This is a genomic window from Viridibacillus arvi (assembly GCF_001274945.1).
GTDB classification, from domain to species: Bacteria; Bacillota; Bacilli; order Bacillales_A; family Planococcaceae; genus Viridibacillus; species Viridibacillus arvi.
Genome location: NZ_LILB01000005.1, coordinates 662,882 through 680,272, shown reverse-complemented (window position 1 = coordinate 680,272; position 17,391 = coordinate 662,882). Strand labels below are relative to the sequence as shown.

Here is a 17,391-nt window from a genome sequence, read left to right as displayed (position 1 = left end):
AACAGATGGGTCATATTCATATAATGGATGAATTTCTGTCCAATAAAATCGCAGCAGGTGAAGTAGTCGAGCGACCTTCATCTGTTGTGAAAGAACTAGTTGAAAATGCCATTGATGCAGGAAGTACCTCGATTGAAGTGATTTTAGAAGAAGCCGGACTAACTTCCATTCAAGTAATTGATAATGGTAGTGGGATGGACGAAGCTGATGCACTGAAATCTTTTCAACGTCATGCTACAAGTAAAATTGAAAATGAACATGATTTATTCCGTATTCGTACACTAGGTTTTCGTGGAGAGGCATTAGCCAGTATTGCTTCAGTTTCAAAAATTACACTCATCACATCAAATGGAGAAGTGGGTATTGAAGTGCAACTGGAAGGCGGTCATGTTATTGACAAAAAACCAGCACCATTACGTAAAGGAACGGATATGAAAGTATCCCAACTTTTTTATAATACACCAGCTCGATTGAAATATATGAAAACGATCCAAACTGAATTAGGTCACACAATTGATTTGATGAATCGGTTGGCTCTTTGTTACCCAGAAATCGCATTCAAATTACGTCATCATGACCATATATTATTACAAACGAATGGACGTGGTGATTTACGCCAAGTATTAGCGGCAATTTATGGTATTGCCAATGCGAAAAAAATGGTTCCATTTGAAGGAGAATCACGAGATTATAAAATTTCAGGGTTTGCAACAATTCCTGAAATTACAAGAGCATCTAAGAACTATATGTCTATTTTCGTCAATGGTAGATGGGTACGTCATTTTACTGTACAAAAAGCAATAATTGATGCATATCATACATTCTTGCCGATTGGGCGTTTTCCGATTTCAGTTATTCACATTGAAGGCGATCCGTTTTTAACCGATGTTAATGTACATCCGTCAAAGCAACAAATTCGTTTAAGTAAAGAAGCGGAATTGATGGACTTAATTGAAAAGACGTTGCATAAGGTAATTCGTCAGTCCATGCAAGCACCTGAAATTGCAGAGAAAAAGAAAAAAGTTCCGCAAACCGGGGAGCAAATTAATTTCTGGAAATCGATGAATTATAATAACACTAGTATGCCTCAATTTAATGAAAAACCTAAGCAAGAAGAAGAGCCAACTCTTTTTTTAGGGCCATTTCCACAAGATGTTTTAAATTCATCATCCAATTCAGGTTTTGTAAAGGAAGAAACATGGGAACAAGTAAATAGTACAGACAATTTGGCGGAATCAAAATTACCCGTAGAGCAAGATATAAACGATGAAGAGTATGTAATGCCAATAGAAGAATCTGACGAGAAAGAAACGAAAGACCCATTTCCTGAACTTGAAGTTGTAGGTCAAATACATGGGACTTATATTGTGGCACAAAGTGAGGATGGATTTTATTTAATTGACCAGCATGCTGCACAAGAACGAATTAAATATGAGTTTTTCAAAGAAAAAGTAGGTGAGGTCGATCCAAATGAACGACAAACACTACTATTTCCGCTAACATTTCATTACTCAGCTGATGAAGCATTAGTGTTAAGGGAAAATATGACCCATTTAATAGATGTAGGTGTTATTCTTGAGGAATTTGGCACAAACTCATTTGTAGTAAGAGAACATCCTGCTTGGTTCCCAAAAGATTTTGAAGAGGAAATCATTGAAGAATTAATTGAACAGGTGCTACGTGAACGTAAAACAGATATACGAAAATTGCGTGAAGATGCAGCTATAATGATGAGCTGTAAACGTTCGATTAAAGCAAATCACTACTTAAATACACAACAAATGGAAGTGTTAATACAAGACTTAAAAAAAATGGTCAATCCGTTCACTTGCCCACATGGTAGACCTGTTATCGTCCATTTTAAAACGTATGAAATTGAAAAAATGTTTAAACGGGTAATGTGATTTTTACGATATAAAGGAGGAAGATAGTATGTTTTCGTCTGCACAACGTGAAAGTTTTATTGAAACACTTGATGCTTATTCTTTTGATGTCTTAGTAATTGGTGGTGGAATTACAGGTGCAGGTATTGCACTAGATGCTGTTTCTAGAGGCTTATCTGTTGCCCTTATTGATATGCAGGATTTTGCTGCTGGTACTTCTAGTCGATCAACTAAGCTAGTGCATGGTGGCTTACGTTATTTAAAACAACTACAAGTAGGTGTTGTTGCTGAAGTAGGAAAGGAACGTGCCATCGTATATGAGAACGGAGTACATATTACAACTCCGCAGTGGATGCTACTACCTTTTTACAAAGGAGGATCATTTGGACCTTATTCAACTTCATTAGGCTTAAAAGTGTATGATAAATTAGCTCAAGTTAACAAATCAGAACGACGTAAAATGCTCAATGCTAAAGAGACTTTACAAAAAGAACCTTTACTCAAAAAAGAAGGACTATTGGGTGGGGGATATTATGTAGAATACCGTACTGATGATGCACGTCTTACGATTGAGGTTATTAAGAAAGCTGTTGAACTAGGTGCTGTTTGCTTAAATTATGTAAAAGCAGAAGAATTTAAATATGAAAACGAGAAAATTACAGGAGTTGTCGTTCGCGATCAAATTTCATCTCGCACTTGGACAATTCAATCGAATTCAGTTGTAAATGCTACCGGACCATGGGTAGATGAAGTACGTAAAAAAGATCAAATTAGTAATAATAAACAGTTACGTCTCACTAAAGGTGTACATATTGTGATTGATCAATCCCGTTTCCCGCTTCAACAATCTATTTATTTTGATACACCTGATGGCCGTATGGTCTTTGCGATACCTCGAGATGGAAAAACGTATGTCGGTACCACTGATACATTTTACGAAGAAAACCCAATAAATCCAGTTGCTACTGATGAAGATATTACTTATTTAATGGATACAATTCACGATATTTTCCCAGAAGTCCAAATTACTCAAAAAGACGTTGAATCGAGCTGGGCTGGAGTTCGTCCACTTATTTTCAAAGAAGGTAAAGATCCTTCAGAAATTTCACGTAAAGACGAGATTTGGGAATCCCCAAGTGGGTTGTTGACAATTGCAGGCGGAAAATTAACAGGTTATCGTAAAATGGCTGAAAATATTGTCGACAAAATAGTAGAAAAAAAACAATTTAAAAAGTCTGGCCCTTGTGTTACAGAGCAGTTGTCCCTTTCGGGAGCTAAAGGTATAAATCCTATAAATTTTGGCCCTTATGTAAAAAATAAAACATATGAAGGAATGAAATTAGGTTTAACTAAAGAAGAGGCGCATATGCTCGTATCTAAATATGGTACGAATATTCAAGCCATATTCAACATTATTCATACACTTAAAGTTAATAATTCAGTTGAAGAGTTACCAATCGCTATACATGCGCAGTTACTTTATGCTATTCAATATGAAATGGCACAAACACCAGCAGATTTCTTTGTTCGACGCTCAAGTCGATTATTATTTGATATCGATAGTGTCTATAATCATAAGGAAGCAGTAATAAAACTAATGAAAAAATACTTGTCCTATTCAACAGCGCAGGAAGAGCAATATCGCTTGGAATTAGATCAAATTCTATTCGAAGCATCGCATTTTGCTAAAGAGGGTATTTATGAATAAAAATACACATTCAGTTAGAACTTCAGATGGTCACCGTATTGCGGTGACTGTCTATTTCCCTAGTGAAGAGCCGAAAGGGCATATTCACATTCTTCATGGTATGGCAGAGCATAGTGCAAGATATGAAGGTTTTGCTAAATTCCTTATAGACAATGGTTATGTAGTTTCTATGCACGATCATCGTGGTCATGGGAAAACAGCATCTGTAAACGAGTCACCTAAAGGCTTTTTTGCAGAACAGCAAGGTTTTGATCGAGTTGTGTTAGACGTACATGAGGTGCTTGACTTTGTTCGGGCTGATCAACATTTACCTCCTGTTGTTTTATTTGGTCATAGCATGGGTTCGTTTATAGCACGACGTTATACAGAGCTTTACAGCGATACGCTTTCCAAAGCAATTTTCTGCGGAACGGGTGCAGCAAGTGTGACACACCAAGCTGGCCATATACTTGCTAAAAGTCTTGCGAAATTACAGGGGAAAACGAAGGAAAGTCCATTATTAGATAAATTGTCGTTCGGTAATTTCAATCGTTCATTTTCAAATACTCAAACTGATTTTGACTGGTTATCATCCGATTCATCTGAAGTTACTAAATATCTTGCAGATGAAGATTGCGGGTTTATAGCGACTAATCAATTTTATGTTGATTTAACTGGTGGTATTCTAACTTTATCGAAGGAAGAAGAAATAAATAAAATTCGAAAAGATTTACCTATTCTTTTAATTAGTGGTGCAGAAGATCCTGTTGGTGATTTTAGTAAAGGTATCTGGAAAGTTGCAAAAAGCTATCAAAGTTGCGGTTTAACAAATGTTACCGTACAGTTATTTGAAGGAAAACGACATGAAATATTAAATGAAGTAAACCGACAAGAGGTTTATAACAAAATCATATGGTGGTTAGAAAAAGAATGAGACAACAAGATTTAGAGGTAATTGCCATTGTGGGCCCTACAGCTTCAGGCAAAACTGCTTTAAGTATAGAACTAGCAAAAAGGTTAAATGGAGAGATTATAAATGGTGACTCCATGCAAATTTATAGAGAACTGAATATAGGGACTGCTAAGATTACTGAAGCTGAAATGGAAGGAATACCACATCATCTATTAAGCATCAAAGAACCAACTGAAACCTTTTCAGTCGCTGAATATCAGCAACTAGTGCGTGAACGTATAGACTTTATTCGTGCGAAAGGAAAATTTCCAATCATTGTTGGAGGAACTGGACTTTATATTCAAGCTGTACTATTTGATTATCGCTTCACAGAAGAAAAGGTTAATGAAGCAGCACGAGAAGCCTATTATAAAGAACTTAATGAAATTGGGCCAGAGGCAATGCATGCAAAATTAGTAGAGCTTGACCCTAAAACAGCTGAAACGATTCATCCAAATAATACTCGTCGGGTGATCCGAGCACTTGAGATGATTCAGCATGGAGGTGTAGCCAAATCTTCTGACGAGCAAAACCTGGGTGATAAGCCACTTTATAAACATATTATCATTGGATTAAATATAGATCGCGAGCTGTTGTATGAAAGAATAAATAAGCGTGTTGATATAATGATGGAACAAGGACTGCTCGCTGAAGTAGAAGCGCTTTGGCAAAAGAATATCCGAGGTGTACAATCGGTACAAGCCATTGGATATAAGGAGCTTTATGCATATTTTGATGGTAAAGAATCACTAGAGGATGCGATAGAGCAGTTAAAACAAAATTCAAGACGCTATGCAAAACGTCAATTAACTTATTTCCGTAATAAAATGGATGTTAAATGGTTCAATAGTTTAGAGGGTACAGAAAAAATAATAAGAGAAATATTGGAATAATAAAGGGTTTTTCGTAAATGAAATCGAATACAAGGTATTGAGGAGAATTATTTAAATTAGAAGAGGGAGTGGCTTTGCATGAAATCTATTAACTTACAAGATGCGTTTCTAAATCAAATGCGTAAAAACGGGGTTTTCGTTACCGTTTTCTTGCTAAATGGTTTTCAATTAAAAGGTCTTATTAAATCTTATGATAATTTCACGGTACTATTGGAATCTGATGGGAAACAGCATTTGATTTATAAACATGCGATTTCGACATTCGCCCCTTCAAAATCCATTAATATCTCACAAGATAACGAAGAATAATATTGATTCGGCTAGTATAAAGACTAGCCGAATTTTTTATTTCTAGCTATACTTATAAAGATATTTGATATGTTTAATTGATAATGGAGGATTATAATGATGAAAACTATTACAACAACTGAACTTTTAGAAAAAGTGGATGCAAATGAAGATCTATTCTTAGTAGACGTTCGTGAAGATGATGAAGTAGCAAATGGTATGATCCCAGGGGCTATCCATATTCCACTTGGATCACTACCTGAAAGAATTGATGAATTAGATAAAACGAAACCTTATATCTTCATCTGCCATGCAGGTGGGCGCAGCGGTAGCGCGTGTTCTTATCTTTCTGGTTTAGGATATGATGTAACGAATATGGAAGGCGGTATGCTCGCTTGGGATGGCGAGTTAGAATTCTAAGGTAATAAAAAAGACGAATCATATATTGATTCGTCTTTTTTATTTTCCTGAATTTTGCCCCCGTAAAGATTTAAAGGGTAGTCGCCAATGTTTCATGTATGATAATACACGTAGAGAGGTCATACTAACGAATAGTATATATAACAATAAATCTTGTTTGAAGATACCTAGACCAATAAATATACCGGCAATAGCTGCCCAAACAGCATAAACTTCCTCGCGTAATACAAGCGGCTTACGACCCGCGAGTAAATCGCGGATAATTCCGCCACCAGAACCAGTTAATACTGCAGCTACAATTGCAGCGCTAACAGGTAAATTTAAGTTAACAGCAAAAAGTGCTCCTTGAATCGCAAATGCTGATAAGCCGATAGCATCAAAGAAATTGCCCCATTTATGCCAATGTTTCAATAACTTTTGTGGGAAAATAAAAACAATAGTAATAGATATAAGTGCAATTTGAAACATTGTTTCTTGCTCCCAAAGAGCAGTGACTGGTACACCGATTAGTGTATTTCGAATGGCTCCACCACCAAATGCAGTCACGATACCGAGTAAATAAACACCAAACAAATCATATTCTTCTTCCATCGCTACAATAGCTCCAGATATAGCAAAGGCAATTGTACCGACGATACTAAATACATCCCACGCCATAATAGACCCTCAACTTTCTAATAACGTCCTTGAATTGTACCAAAAACAGTGATAATTACAAGGTTTACTGATGGAATGATTGACTCTTTGGGTGTTATTGGTAAGATAGTAATGGAAAAATAAAAAGGGAGCCGTAAAAATGACGTATTCTACAACATTTAGTAATGAATTATTAATGAAAGCAAAAGAAATTGAAGTACAAGTTAAACCGTACCATGATCACGTCGATGAAGTGGCTTTCTTCAATCAACAAAAAGTTTTAGCGGCTTTTCGTAATCATCAAGTTAGTGATTTCCATCTACACCCATCAAATGGCTATGGCTATGATGATGAAGGACGCGACAATTTAGAACGCGTTTATGCTGAAGTGTTCGGTGCAGAAGCTTGTATCGTTCGTCCACAAATTATTTCTGGCACTCATGCCATTACTTTAAGCCTCTTCGGTGTATTACGACCGGGAGACGAGCTTATGTATATAACTGGACAACCTTATGACACATTACAATCGATTGTTGATGGTGGTGAAAAAGATACAGGTTCATTAAAAGACTTTAATATTAGCTACCAACATATTGACTTAGAGAATGATAAAGATGTTAACTGGGAGGCAGTAACAAAAGCTGTTTCTGAAAAAACAAAAGTAATAGCTATTCAACGTTCAAAAGGTTACGCATCAAGACCTTCCTTTACAGTAGAACAAATCGCTGACATGATTAAAAGAATTCGTGAAATCCAACCGTCGGCTATTATATTCGTGGATAACTGCTACGGTGAATTTGTTCAAGAGATTGAACCAACAGATGTTGGAGCAGATTTAATGGCGGGCTCATTGATTAAAAACCCAGGTGGTGGCTTAGCCAAAATAGGGGGATACATTGCTGGACGTGCAGATTTAGTTGAACAATGTGCATTCCGTATGACTTCGCCAGGAATTGGTGCTGAAGCTGGACCAACTTTAAATGCTCTAGCAGACTTTTATCAAGGTTTTTTCTTAGCGCCACATGTTGTTGCGCAAGCGTTAAAGGGTGCGATATTCACATCGGCAATGCTTGAATCAATTGGCATGACGACTTCACCACATTATTCGTCACCAAGAACTGATTTAATCCAATCCGTATCATTCCAAACGGCAGATCAAATGATTTCTTTTTGCCAAGCTATTCAAGCAAGTTCGCCAATAAATGCTCATTTTGCACCGGAACCAGCTTATATGCCTGGTTATGAAGATGATGTCATTATGGCAGCTGGAACATTTATACAAGGTGCAAGCATTGAACTATCAGCAGATGGACCAATTCGTCCACCATACACTGCGTATATTCAAGGTGGTTTAACTTACGAACATGTTAAGTATGCAGCTTTAAGTGCTGTACAAAAATTACAAAAATAATTTTCAGAAAATAACAGAAAAAACAAATAACTAAATCAAAGAAAAAGCTTAGAAAACCAGATGGCTCTAAGCTTTTTTCTTTATTTAAGCACTCATGTTATGTTATATAACATGGTATTGACAGAAAACCTAACATAATGTATTATTTGAATTGTAAAGGGGAAGGTGAATGATATGAGTCGTGAAATACGAAGATCAATGCCATTACTTCCAATTAGTATAGTCATGCAATTGACAGACTTAACGGCTCGTCAGATTCGATATTATGAAGAACATAATTTAATCGAACCTGCAAGAACAGAAGGCAATCGTCGGATGTTCTCCTTAAATGATGTCGATTCATTGCTTGAAATTAAAGACTTGTTGGAGCAGGGTATTAATATGGCAGGTATCAAAAAAGTATTTGCTTTAAAAAATGAACCAGCAATCGCGAATTTAGGTAAAAAAGACATAACGGATGCGGATTTACGTCGCATTCTAAGAGAAGAGATGCAACAAGCACAACGTCTTCAAAAAACATCTATCCGTCAAGGGGATTTATCACGTTTCTTTCAATAAGAAACTGAGTAAAATATAAAATTTATTACATGGAGAGTGAATCGAGTGGGGAAATTTACAAAAGAAGATATTAAGAGATTAGTAGCTGAAAAAGAAGTAAAGTTTATCCGTTTACAATTTACTGACATTTTAGGGACAATTAAAAATGTTGAAATTCCTGTAAGTCAATTAGATAAAGCGTTAGATAACAAAATGATGTTCGATGGTTCTTCTATTGAAGGTTTCGTTCGTATTGAGGAATCAGATATGTACTTATATCCTGACTTAAGTACTTTCATGGTATTCCCATGGACTACTGGTAAAGGGACAGTTTGTCGCTTCATCTGTGACGTATACAATTCTAATGGTACTCCATTCGCAGGAGACCCACGTAACAATTTACGTCGTATCTTAGCCCGCATGGAAAAAATGGGTTACACAAGCTTCAACTTAGGACCTGAGCCAGAATTCTTCTTATTCAAATTAGATGAAAAAGGTGAACCTACATTAGAATTAAATGACCACGGTGGTTACTTCGACTTAGCGCCAACAGACCTTGGTGAAAATTGCCGTCGAGATATTGTATTAGAACTTGAAGAAATGGGCTTTGAAATCGAAGCTTCTCACCATGAAGTTGCTCCAGGTCAACACGAAATTGACTTTAAATATGCTGATGCAATTACAGCATGTGATAACATTCAAACATTCAAATTGGTTGTTAAAACAATTGCTCGTAAACACGGCTTACATGCGACATTCATGCCAAAACCAATCTTCGGTTTAAGTGGTTCAGGTATGCACTGTAACGTTTCTCTATTTAACGGAAAACAAAACATGTTCTTCGATGAAAAAGCTGAAATGCAATTATCTGAAACTGCTATGCAATTTATGGCTGGCGTTTTAAAACATGTTGAAGGTTTTACAGCAGTTACAAACCCTACAGTAAATTCTTACAAACGATTAGTACCAGGATACGAAGCACCATGTTACATTGCTTGGTCAGGTCAAAACCGCTCACCATTAGTACGTATTCCAGCTTCTCGTGGCTTATCAACTCGAATTGAAGTTCGCTCAGTTGACCCAGCTGCTAATCCGTACTTAGCTATGGCTGTTATTTTAGAATCAGGGCTTAACGGTATAGAACAACAATTAACACCACCACCAGCAGTTGATCGCAACATTTATGTAATGAGTGCTGAAGAACGTGAGGAAGCTGGTATCGGTAACTTACCAGTCAACCTTGATGACGCACTACAAGCATTAGCAAAAGATAAAGTAATTCAAGATGCACTAGGAACTCATATCTATGAAAACTTCCGTGAAGCAAAAGAAATTGAGTTTGACATGTTCCGCACACAAGTTCACCAATGGGAACGTGACCAATACTTGAAAATGTATTAATAGTTAAAACCGTTGAGGCTCTAAGCTTCAACGTTTTTTTTTGTCCACCAAAACTCGCCGTGTGGGCAGTATTTATGTTGCCCACAATTTACCCACGGGATTTTTACACTCTGTTTCTTGATGGTCTTCTTTACTTATTTCTCAAATCTTCATTTTGTGTAATCAAATAATACATAAAGTAACTGAAATAGAAAATAAATCACGATAACGATATATGGGACTGCGTGATATAGATTGTGCGATTATATGAACCATATATTTTGGTTATGTATATAAAAAAAGATTGCAAGAATCAATATTTCACTGATTCCTACAATCCGATATAGTTGTCGCTTATAATACGTTACGATACAAACCAACTACTTTTCCTAAGATGGAAACTCGATCTACAATAATTGGCTCCATAGAAGAGTTTTCTGGTTGTAAGCGGAAATAAGATTCCTCTTTAAAAAAACGTTTTACAGTTGCTTCATTATCCTCTGTCATCGCAACAACAATTTCACCATTACTCGCGGTTGCTTGTTGTTTCACGATTACATAGTCTCCATCTAATATACCAGCTTCGATCATAGATTCGCCCATAATTTCAAGCATGAAAATTTGATCTTCAGTTGTTCCATAAGAATCAGGAATAGGGAAGTATTCTTCAATATTCTCAATTGCAGTTATAGGAAGGCCTGCAGTAACTTTACCAACTAGCGGTACATGTACAACGCCTTGTTTTGCGATTGTTGAATCTTGCTGATCTAAAATTTCGATTGCACGAGGTTTCGTTGGATCTCGTCGAATCAGCCCTTTACTCTCAAGTCTAGCAAGATGTCCGTGGACTGTAGAACTTGATGCAAGACCAACTGCTTCACCAATTTCACGGACGGAAGGTGGGTATCCTTTAGTGCGAACTTCCTCTTTGATGAAAGACAATATATCTTCTTGTCTTTTCGATACTTTTTTCAATCCAATCACCTCTTTATCTCATACTATGTAAAAGTTATTAATAGTATAGCATTAGCGAACAAACAGTGCAAACATAAGTTCGAAAAAGCCGTTGACAAAAACAAACGTTCGGTTTATATTGAGAACATACATTCCGAACAGGTATTCGAAAAAGGGGAGAATAAGTGTGAGTTGGTTCAAAAAAAATCAATATATTACATTACTTTTTGGATTTTGCGTAATATTTACAATGATATTAGTAGTTGCAAATAGTGGGAAAACATCATATAAAGAAATTAAAGTTCATGACGGAGATACTTTAATTTCTCTTGCAGATAGATATAAAGGTAAAATGGCTGACCATGAGTGGATAGCAAAGGTTAAAAATGAAAATAATTTAATTGACGATACTATTTATGCGGGGCATACTCTAATAGTTCCGGAACATGATAATTTAAAAGTTCAAAATATAGGAGTAGAAGTGGCGAGTGATAAAAGATGAAACAAAAAATAGCAATTCTCTATTGCCGTGTAAGTACTGAAAAAGATACACAAGATACTTCTCTTGAAAGGCAAGAGATTGAGTTAAGGGAATTTGCAACAAGTAAAGGATATGAAGTTGCACAAGTCTTTACAGATCGACATAGTGGATATGATATTGGTCGGGAAGGTTTACTTGATCTACTTGAGTGTGTGAAGGAATATGAACAACCAGCACTATTTGTTCAAGATGAGACTCGCTTAGGGCGTGGTAATGGCCGAATGGCGGTACTTCATTTATTGCAAAAAACGAATACAGATATTTATACATTAAGTGATGCAGGTCAAGTACGGCTAAATGAAATGGATGCTATGTTGCTAGAAATTCTAGCGATAGTAGAAGAATATCAACGTAAATTACATAACGCAAAAATCCGTAGAGGGATGAGACGAGCTGTCCAGAACGGATATAGGCCAGAAAAGAATTTGAAAGATCGAGGAAATCCTGAGGGACGAGATCGCATAGATGTGCCGATTGAACAAATTATTCAACTTAGACAAAAGGATATGACATTTGAAGAAATAGCAGACACTTTGAAAGGATTGGGCTTCCAAGTTAGTAAAGCGACAATTCATCGAAGATTTATGGAATTTAAAGAGAAAAATAAAGACTAAAAGCTTGCGCTTGCGGTCTTTTTTGCATACCTTTGTATTAAGGTCTGTATGAAAGGTGAGAAATAAATGTTATCAAAAGAAAAATTACAACGTATAAGTGTACTTTCGAAAAAATCAAAATCACAAGGTTTAACTGTAGAAGAAGCAAAAGAACAAACAACACTTCGTAAAGAGTATTTAGACACTTTCCGAACTTCAATGCGTGAGACGATTGAAAATGTCCGTGTTTTCGATCCAGAGGGAAATGAAGTAACGCCTGAGAAGTTACGTCAAAAACAAAATAAGAATAATCGGTTAAATTAAACACATATTTATAGAGAAAACATTGTTTTATATTAGATTTTTGACTAAAATATATTAGTACACTATTTAGCTTAAGAAAGGATGTCTATTAAAATGACTCAACAAGCAGATCAGCTTGCAATTAACACTATTCGAACTTTGTCAATTGATGCTATTGAAAAGGCTAACTCAGGTCACCCAGGATTACCAATGGGGGCTGCTCCAATGGCTTATACTCTTTGGACAAAACAACTTCGTCACAATCCTTCAAACCCTAAATGGTTTAACCGCGATCGCTTTATTTTATCAGCAGGTCATGGCTCTATGCTTTTGTATAGCCTATTACACTTAGGTGGATATGATTTACCAATGGAAGAAATCAAAAACTTCCGTCAATGGGATTCAAAAACACCTGGTCACCCAGAATATGGTCATACAGCTGGAGTTGAAGCAACAACTGGACCATTAGGACAAGGTATTGCAATGGCTGTTGGTGTGGCAATGGCGGAAAGTCACCTTGCAGGCGTTTATAACAAGCCTGAACATAAAGTAGTAGATCATTATACATTTGCACTTTGTGGTGATGGGGATTTGATGGAAGGTGTTGCTGCTGAGGCAATTTCTTTAGCGGGTCACTTACAACTTGAAAAACTGATAGTGCTATATGATAGCAATGATATTTCTTTAGATGGCGATCTAAATAAATCATTCTCTGAAAACATTCAAAAACGTTTTGGATCATATAACTGGAACTACATTCGTGTAGATGATGGTAATGATATTGAAGCGATAAATAAGGCCATTGAACAAGCAAAAGCTCATAATGGCCAACCTACTATTATTGAAGTAAAAACAGTTATTGGCTACGGATCTCCAAACAAATCAGGTAAAGCTGACTCTCATGGTTCGCCACTAGGTGCTGATGAAGTGAAACTTACTAAAGAACACTACTCATGGCCTCATGAACCATTCCATGTACCTGAAGATGTATATGCAACATTCAAACAAGCGGCTGATGTTCAAGGAACTCTTGCTGAAGCTACTTGGAATGAACAATTTGAAGCTTATAAAAAAGCATATCCTGCTCTTGCAGAACAGTTTGTAAATGCGATGAATGGGGAACTTCCTGAAGATTTCGCATCTGCAGTACCTGTTTATGAAGCTGGTAAATCTATTGCTACACGTTCATCTTCTGGTGAAGTAATTAATGCACTTGCAAAAAACACACCTTCATTCTTTGGGGGAAGTGCGGATTTAGCTGGATCAAATAAAACATACATGAAAGATGCTGGCGATTTCACAGCAGAAACACCAGAAGGACGTAACATTTGGTTTGGTGTTCGAGAATTTGCTATGGGTGCAGCTTTAAACGGTATGGCACTTCATGGTGGTGTAAACGTCTTTGGTGGTACATTCTTCGTCTTCAGTGACTATGTACGTCCAGCGATTCGTCTATCTGCATTAATGGGACTACCTGTAACATATGTATTTACTCATGACAGTATTGCTGTTGGTGAAGATGGTCCAACACATGAACCTGTTGAACATTTAGCTGCATTACGTGCTATGCCAAATCTTTCTGTAATTCGTCCTGCTGATGCAAACGAATCTGCGGAAGCTTGGAAATTAGCTGTATCATCTAAAAACCAACCAACAGTTTTAGTGCTTTCTCGTCAAAACTTACCTGTATCTGAAAACTCAGCTTCACTTGCTGCCGAAGGTGTAGCTAAAGGCGCTTATGTTGTTTCAAAATCAACTAAAGAAGTAGCGGATGCACTAATTTTAGCAACTGGATCAGAAGTTAGCCTTGCTATAGAAGCTCAAAAACAACTAGCAGTTGAAGGTATCGATGTATCGGTTGTTTCTATGCCATCATTCGATCGTTTTGAAGCTCAAGATGCAGCATATAAAGAAGCAGTATTACCAAAAACAATTACAAAACGTTTAGCAATTGAAATGGGTTCATCATTCGGCTGGCATAAATATACTGGCTTTGAAGGTGATGTTCTAGCAATTGATAAATTTGGTGCAAGTGCGCCAGGTGAAATTGTTATGAAAGAATATGGCTTCACTGTAGAAAATGTTGTTTCAAAAGTAAAAGCATTATTTGCTTAAAAAAATAGCGATAATATTGAAAAGTAGAGGATTTTTTCCTCTACTTTTTCTTTTTTGACAAATAAAGTGCTTTATATCGGACGTCAATTGACAAAATGTTCTTGCAATCTTTGCTATACTGTTTACAAGAGAGGAGTGGTAATCTTGCGAATATACTCAATCTTTCATGTGAAAAAGAAACATCAGGCTTTTGTTTATGGTAGAGAACGTTTACTATTCGATTTAATTCAATCCTCAAATACGTATGAGCATGCAATGCATCCGACGCAAGAGATCTCCTATTTATGTGAGCCATTGGATATGATGGAAATTGAACTAATCATTCAACAACAATTAGGTAATAGCTTTTCAGGCATTCAAACGAAGGATCATCAAATCTTTTTAATGAATGAATTTAAGGGGGAAATCCAAATTGATATTTTTCCTTATTACATAGCTGTTGTCTGTGTTGGGTCACGCATGCTAGAATTAGACTTATTTGCAACATTATCAAAATTAAGTGATTGCTTTATCGGATTTAATAAAGATGAAATGGAATGTGGTTGGTTAAAACCGCTTAAATTCCATTCGCACGAAAGACGATAAATCTTGGCAAACAGTAGTATGTAGTGGTTTTTTATTGTATAATCCTTGTTGGAGATAGTTTTCTCGCATATGAAACTTGGAGGAGGAAAACCAGTGAATACTACGTTATGGATTATACTTGTTATCGTGGCATTAATAGCAGGAGTAGCTATAGGTTTCTTTGTTGCCCGTCAATATATGATGAAATACTTAAAAGACAACCCACCTATTAACGAACAGATGCTACGAGTAATGATGTCTCAAATGGGCCGTAAACCGTCTGAAAAACAAATCAAACAAATGATGAACTCAATGAATAAATTAAGCGGTAAATAAAAAATAGCACTCAATTGAGTGCTATTTTTTTGTCTTTATCTTTGAAGACAAACTCTTTTAAAAAATCTGCGACCAACAGTTCATAGGCTTCAGGGTTCATATTAAAGGATTGTGCATGAGGACCTACATCAAAAAGTTTTAACTTTTTAGGACCAGGCTTTAAGCTATACATTTCAATTGTCATTTCAGGTAAGATGAAGTCATCTGGTAGACTGTGAATAAACAGGACTGGCTTTTCAATTTTAGTTACAGCCTCTTTAGGTGAAATACTTTTTAAAGAGTATCCATCACGCATCCTTAAGAATATACCAGCAAGTTTTATGGCTATACTGTTACGTAGTGGTGTTTGTTTCATCATCAAGTAGTATAATTGCTCTGAGAAATCGGAAAAGGCACAATCAGAAATGTAGAAGTCGGCTTCGTCCTCTAATGTACCAGCGTATAATAATGTTGTTGCAGCACCCATAGATTCTCCTTGTACACCGATTATACCTTCACCACCTAGCTTTTGTTTTAAAGTTTTCATAACTGCTTGTAAATCATATTTTTCGTAATGCCCATAACTTGTTGTTTTGCCACCAGAGTCACCATGTCTACGATGATCATAAACGACTGAGTTAAAGCCTAAGCGCTCAAAAAGACGAGCATATTTAACGGAATTAATCTTATTTTCCGTAACACCATGGCAAATAATAATCGTGTTATTTGTTTGCAAAGGTTGGAAGTGGATGGCTTTAATTGAATAGCCATTAGGGGAATCAACCCACATCTCTTCCTTATTTACATGCTCAAACCAAACTTCGTCAAAACGCTTTGCTTCCTTTTCCCGTTGCAATATGAAGTCTGCATCTTTGTTCTTCATATACATAATACTACTTGAAAATAAGTATCCGAGAATGGCTGTAATGGCACCAAGAGTACCCGAAATAAGCCCGAGAATCCAAAGCAAACGTTTTTTCATGATCATCACTCCTCTACTTTTGCTTAAAGAGCCGGAACTGACCACTGTCAATTGTTCCGGATATTAAAGGTTCGACAATTTTTGCCGCTTCGCAAACTTTTTCGACATCAATCCCTGTGTGAACTCCTATACTTTCTAGCATATGTACAACATCTTCTGTTGCAACATTTCCTGTAGCACCTTTCGCAAAAGGACAACCTCCAAGACCACCCGCTGATGTATCAAATCGATCTACACCAGCTTGTAATGCAGCATATATATTTGCTAGCGCCATTTTTCGTGTATCGTGAAAATGGGCAGTCAAAAGTAAGTTAGGTAATTCTTCTTTTAAACGCTTAAATAGTGTATAACTTTCTACCGGATTAGCCATGCCAATTGTATCTGCTACACTTAACTCATCCACACCCCAACTCGCAAATACTTTACATAAAGAAATTGTGTCTTCAACTTCAATTTTCCCTTCATATGGACAATAAAAAGCAGTTGAAATACATGCACGTACAAATTTTCCTTGCTCTTTCAGTTTTGCCACGACAGGTGCTAAACTATCCATAGCTTCGTCAGTATTTTTATTAATATTTTTTTTATTAAATGTATGACTAACTCCAACAAAAACGGCAATGGCATCTGCGCCGTTCTCCATCGCACGCTCCACCCCTGTAGCATTCGGTGCTAAGACAAATTGTCGACCCACTTTAGTAATGTTCTTTACTATTTTTTCTGCATCCGCCATTTGTGGTACCCATTTTGGTGAGACAAAAGAAGTTAACTCCATTTCTATAATGCCGGCATCCTGCAAACATTTAATGAAATTGAGCTTCACATTTGTCTCAATTAAGTTTTTTTCATTTTGTAATCCATCTCTTGGACCTACCTCGATAATTGTCGCATTATTTGGTAAACTGAACATAACATCCCCTCCTATATTCCATTGTAA

Annotated in this window: 19 protein-coding genes; 15 read left to right on the top strand and 4 right to left on the bottom strand. The window is 36.5% G+C overall.

The genetic code is table 11. The features are described from left to right. Positions 1-5 precede the first annotated feature (5 nt). From mutL to AMD00_RS12585, 6 genes are all read left to right on the top strand, one after another. Positions 6-1,904: a DNA mismatch repair endonuclease MutL gene (gene mutL / locus AMD00_RS12610; RefSeq protein ID WP_053417401.1), complete on the top strand. Its 1,899-nt coding sequence runs from the start codon at positions 6-8 to the stop codon at positions 1,902-1,904. 28 nt (positions 1,905-1,932) lie between these two features. After that, positions 1,933-3,591 carry a glycerol-3-phosphate dehydrogenase/oxidase gene (locus AMD00_RS12605; RefSeq protein WP_053417400.1) on the top strand — a complete coding sequence of 553 codons (1,659 nt, stop codon included), beginning with the start codon at positions 1,933-1,935 and terminating at the stop codon, positions 3,589-3,591. After that, positions 3,584-4,504, top strand: coding sequence for an alpha/beta hydrolase (locus AMD00_RS12600; RefSeq protein ID WP_053417399.1), 921 nt, complete (start codon positions 3,584-3,586; stop codon positions 4,502-4,504). Before AMD00_RS12605 ends, AMD00_RS12600 begins: the two co-directional genes overlap by 8 nt. After that, entirely contained in the window at positions 4,501-5,415 is a 915-nt protein-coding gene (gene miaA, locus AMD00_RS12595) for a tRNA (adenosine(37)-N6)-dimethylallyltransferase MiaA (protein ID WP_083446224.1), read from the top strand. The genes AMD00_RS12600 and miaA overlap by 4 nt, the downstream gene beginning before the upstream one ends. Before the next feature lie 78 nt (positions 5,416-5,493). Next, the gene (gene hfq, locus AMD00_RS12590) at positions 5,494-5,724 is read left to right on the top strand and encodes an RNA chaperone Hfq (protein ID WP_038184348.1); all 231 of its coding nucleotides are present in this window, start codon (positions 5,494-5,496) and stop codon (positions 5,722-5,724) included. Between the two features lie 99 nt (positions 5,725-5,823). Beyond that, the gene (locus AMD00_RS12585; RefSeq protein WP_053418289.1) at positions 5,824-6,123 is read left to right on the top strand and encodes a rhodanese-like domain-containing protein; all 300 of its coding nucleotides are present in this window, start codon (positions 5,824-5,826) and stop codon (positions 6,121-6,123) included. A 39-nt stretch (positions 6,124-6,162) separates the two neighbouring features. Here the strand turns inward: AMD00_RS12585 and AMD00_RS12580 are convergent, their stop codons facing one another. Next, positions 6,163-6,780, bottom strand: a complete 618-nt coding sequence (locus AMD00_RS12580; RefSeq protein ID WP_053417397.1) for a trimeric intracellular cation channel family protein — start codon at positions 6,778-6,780, stop codon at positions 6,163-6,165. Between the two features lie 139 nt (positions 6,781-6,919). Between AMD00_RS12580 and AMD00_RS12575 the strand changes: the two genes are divergently transcribed. The 3 genes from AMD00_RS12575 to glnA all read left to right on the top strand — a co-directional run bounded on the left by AMD00_RS12575 (position 6,920) and on the right by glnA (position 10,108). Then, positions 6,920-8,170: a methionine gamma-lyase family protein gene (locus AMD00_RS12575; RefSeq protein WP_053417396.1), complete on the top strand. Its 1,251-nt coding sequence runs from the start codon at positions 6,920-6,922 to the stop codon at positions 8,168-8,170. A gap of 174 nt (positions 8,171-8,344) precedes the next feature. Then, positions 8,345-8,728, top strand: a complete 384-nt coding sequence (locus AMD00_RS12570) for a MerR family transcriptional regulator (RefSeq protein WP_038184365.1) — start codon at positions 8,345-8,347, stop codon at positions 8,726-8,728. 45 nt (positions 8,729-8,773) lie between these two features. After that, positions 8,774-10,108, top strand: coding sequence for a type I glutamate--ammonia ligase (gene glnA / locus AMD00_RS12565; RefSeq protein WP_053417395.1), 1,335 nt, complete (start codon positions 8,774-8,776; stop codon positions 10,106-10,108). Between the two features lie 333 nt (positions 10,109-10,441). Here the strand turns inward: glnA and lexA are convergent, their stop codons facing one another. Further along, positions 10,442-11,062, bottom strand: a complete 621-nt coding sequence (gene lexA / locus AMD00_RS12560) for a transcriptional repressor LexA (protein ID WP_038191032.1) — start codon at positions 11,060-11,062, stop codon at positions 10,442-10,444. A gap of 166 nt (positions 11,063-11,228) precedes the next feature. Between lexA and yneA the strand changes: the two genes are divergently transcribed. From yneA to AMD00_RS12530, 6 genes are all read left to right on the top strand, one after another. Continuing rightward, positions 11,229-11,543, top strand: a complete 315-nt coding sequence (gene yneA / locus AMD00_RS12555) for a cell division suppressor protein YneA (protein ID WP_053417394.1) — start codon at positions 11,229-11,231, stop codon at positions 11,541-11,543. Further along, complete coding sequence (locus AMD00_RS12550; protein WP_053417393.1) at positions 11,540-12,196, top strand: YneB family resolvase-like protein; 657 nt, start codon at positions 11,540-11,542, stop codon at positions 12,194-12,196. The genes yneA and AMD00_RS12550 overlap by 4 nt, the downstream gene beginning before the upstream one ends. 66 nt (positions 12,197-12,262) lie before the next feature. Then, positions 12,263-12,499 carry a DUF896 domain-containing protein gene (locus AMD00_RS12545; protein WP_053417392.1) on the top strand — a complete coding sequence of 79 codons (237 nt, stop codon included), beginning with the start codon at positions 12,263-12,265 and terminating at the stop codon, positions 12,497-12,499. Positions 12,500-12,592: 93 nt separating this feature from the next. Next, positions 12,593-14,593: a transketolase gene (gene tkt, locus AMD00_RS12540; RefSeq protein ID WP_053417391.1), complete on the top strand. Its 2,001-nt coding sequence runs from the start codon at positions 12,593-12,595 to the stop codon at positions 14,591-14,593. A 144-nt stretch (positions 14,594-14,737) separates the two neighbouring features. Then, positions 14,738-15,178: a sporulation inhibitor of replication protein SirA gene (sirA, locus tag AMD00_RS12535; protein WP_053417390.1), complete on the top strand. Its 441-nt coding sequence runs from the start codon at positions 14,738-14,740 to the stop codon at positions 15,176-15,178. A 93-nt stretch (positions 15,179-15,271) separates the two neighbouring features. Continuing rightward, positions 15,272-15,493 carry a YneF family protein gene (locus AMD00_RS12530; RefSeq protein ID WP_038191006.1) on the top strand — a complete coding sequence of 74 codons (222 nt, stop codon included), beginning with the start codon at positions 15,272-15,274 and terminating at the stop codon, positions 15,491-15,493. Between the two features lie 10 nt (positions 15,494-15,503). On the opposite strand, the gene AMD00_RS12525 is transcribed toward AMD00_RS12530, so the two are convergent. Further along, positions 15,504-16,454 (bottom strand): alpha/beta hydrolase, encoded by a 951-nt coding sequence (locus AMD00_RS12525; RefSeq protein ID WP_053417388.1) that lies wholly within the window; start codon positions 16,452-16,454, stop codon positions 15,504-15,506. Between the two features lie 13 nt (positions 16,455-16,467). Then, complete coding sequence (locus tag AMD00_RS12520; protein ID WP_053417387.1) at positions 16,468-17,364, bottom strand: hydroxymethylglutaryl-CoA lyase; 897 nt, start codon at positions 17,362-17,364, stop codon at positions 16,468-16,470. Between the last annotated feature and the right edge of the window lie 27 nt (positions 17,365-17,391).

Excerpts from the sequence above, each read along its gene's own strand:
- AMD00_RS12550 (WP_053417393.1), top strand. The coding sequence starts at position 11,540 with ATGAAACAAAAAATAGCAATTCTCTATTGCCGTGTAAGTACTGAAAAA.
- AMD00_RS12575 (WP_053417396.1), top strand. The coding sequence starts at position 6,920 with ATGACGTATTCTACAACATTTAGTAATGAATTATTAATGAAAGCAAAA.
- hfq (WP_038184348.1), top strand. The coding sequence starts at position 5,494 with ATGAAATCTATTAACTTACAAGATGCGTTTCTAAATCAAATGCGTAAA.
- AMD00_RS12525 (WP_053417388.1), bottom strand. The coding sequence starts at position 16,454 with ATGAAAAAACGTTTGCTTTGGATTCTCGGGCTTATTTCGGGTACTCTT.
- AMD00_RS12545 (WP_053417392.1), top strand. The coding sequence starts at position 12,263 with ATGTTATCAAAAGAAAAATTACAACGTATAAGTGTACTTTCGAAAAAA.
- AMD00_RS12600 (WP_053417399.1), top strand. The coding sequence starts at position 3,584 with ATGAATAAAAATACACATTCAGTTAGAACTTCAGATGGTCACCGTATT.
- miaA (WP_083446224.1), top strand. The coding sequence starts at position 4,501 with ATGAGACAACAAGATTTAGAGGTAATTGCCATTGTGGGCCCTACAGCT.
- AMD00_RS12520 (WP_053417387.1), bottom strand. The coding sequence starts at position 17,364 with ATGTTCAGTTTACCAAATAATGCGACAATTATCGAGGTAGGTCCAAGA.
- AMD00_RS12605 (WP_053417400.1), top strand. The coding sequence starts at position 1,933 with ATGTTTTCGTCTGCACAACGTGAAAGTTTTATTGAAACACTTGATGCT.
- mutL (WP_053417401.1), top strand. The coding sequence starts at position 6 with ATGGGTCATATTCATATAATGGATGAATTTCTGTCCAATAAAATCGCA.
- tkt (WP_053417391.1), top strand. The coding sequence starts at position 12,593 with ATGACTCAACAAGCAGATCAGCTTGCAATTAACACTATTCGAACTTTG.
- AMD00_RS12585 (WP_053418289.1), top strand. The coding sequence starts at position 5,824 with ATGAAAACTATTACAACAACTGAACTTTTAGAAAAAGTGGATGCAAAT.
- AMD00_RS12580 (WP_053417397.1), bottom strand. The coding sequence starts at position 6,780 with ATGGCGTGGGATGTATTTAGTATCGTCGGTACAATTGCCTTTGCTATA.
- AMD00_RS12570 (WP_038184365.1), top strand. The coding sequence starts at position 8,345 with ATGAGTCGTGAAATACGAAGATCAATGCCATTACTTCCAATTAGTATA.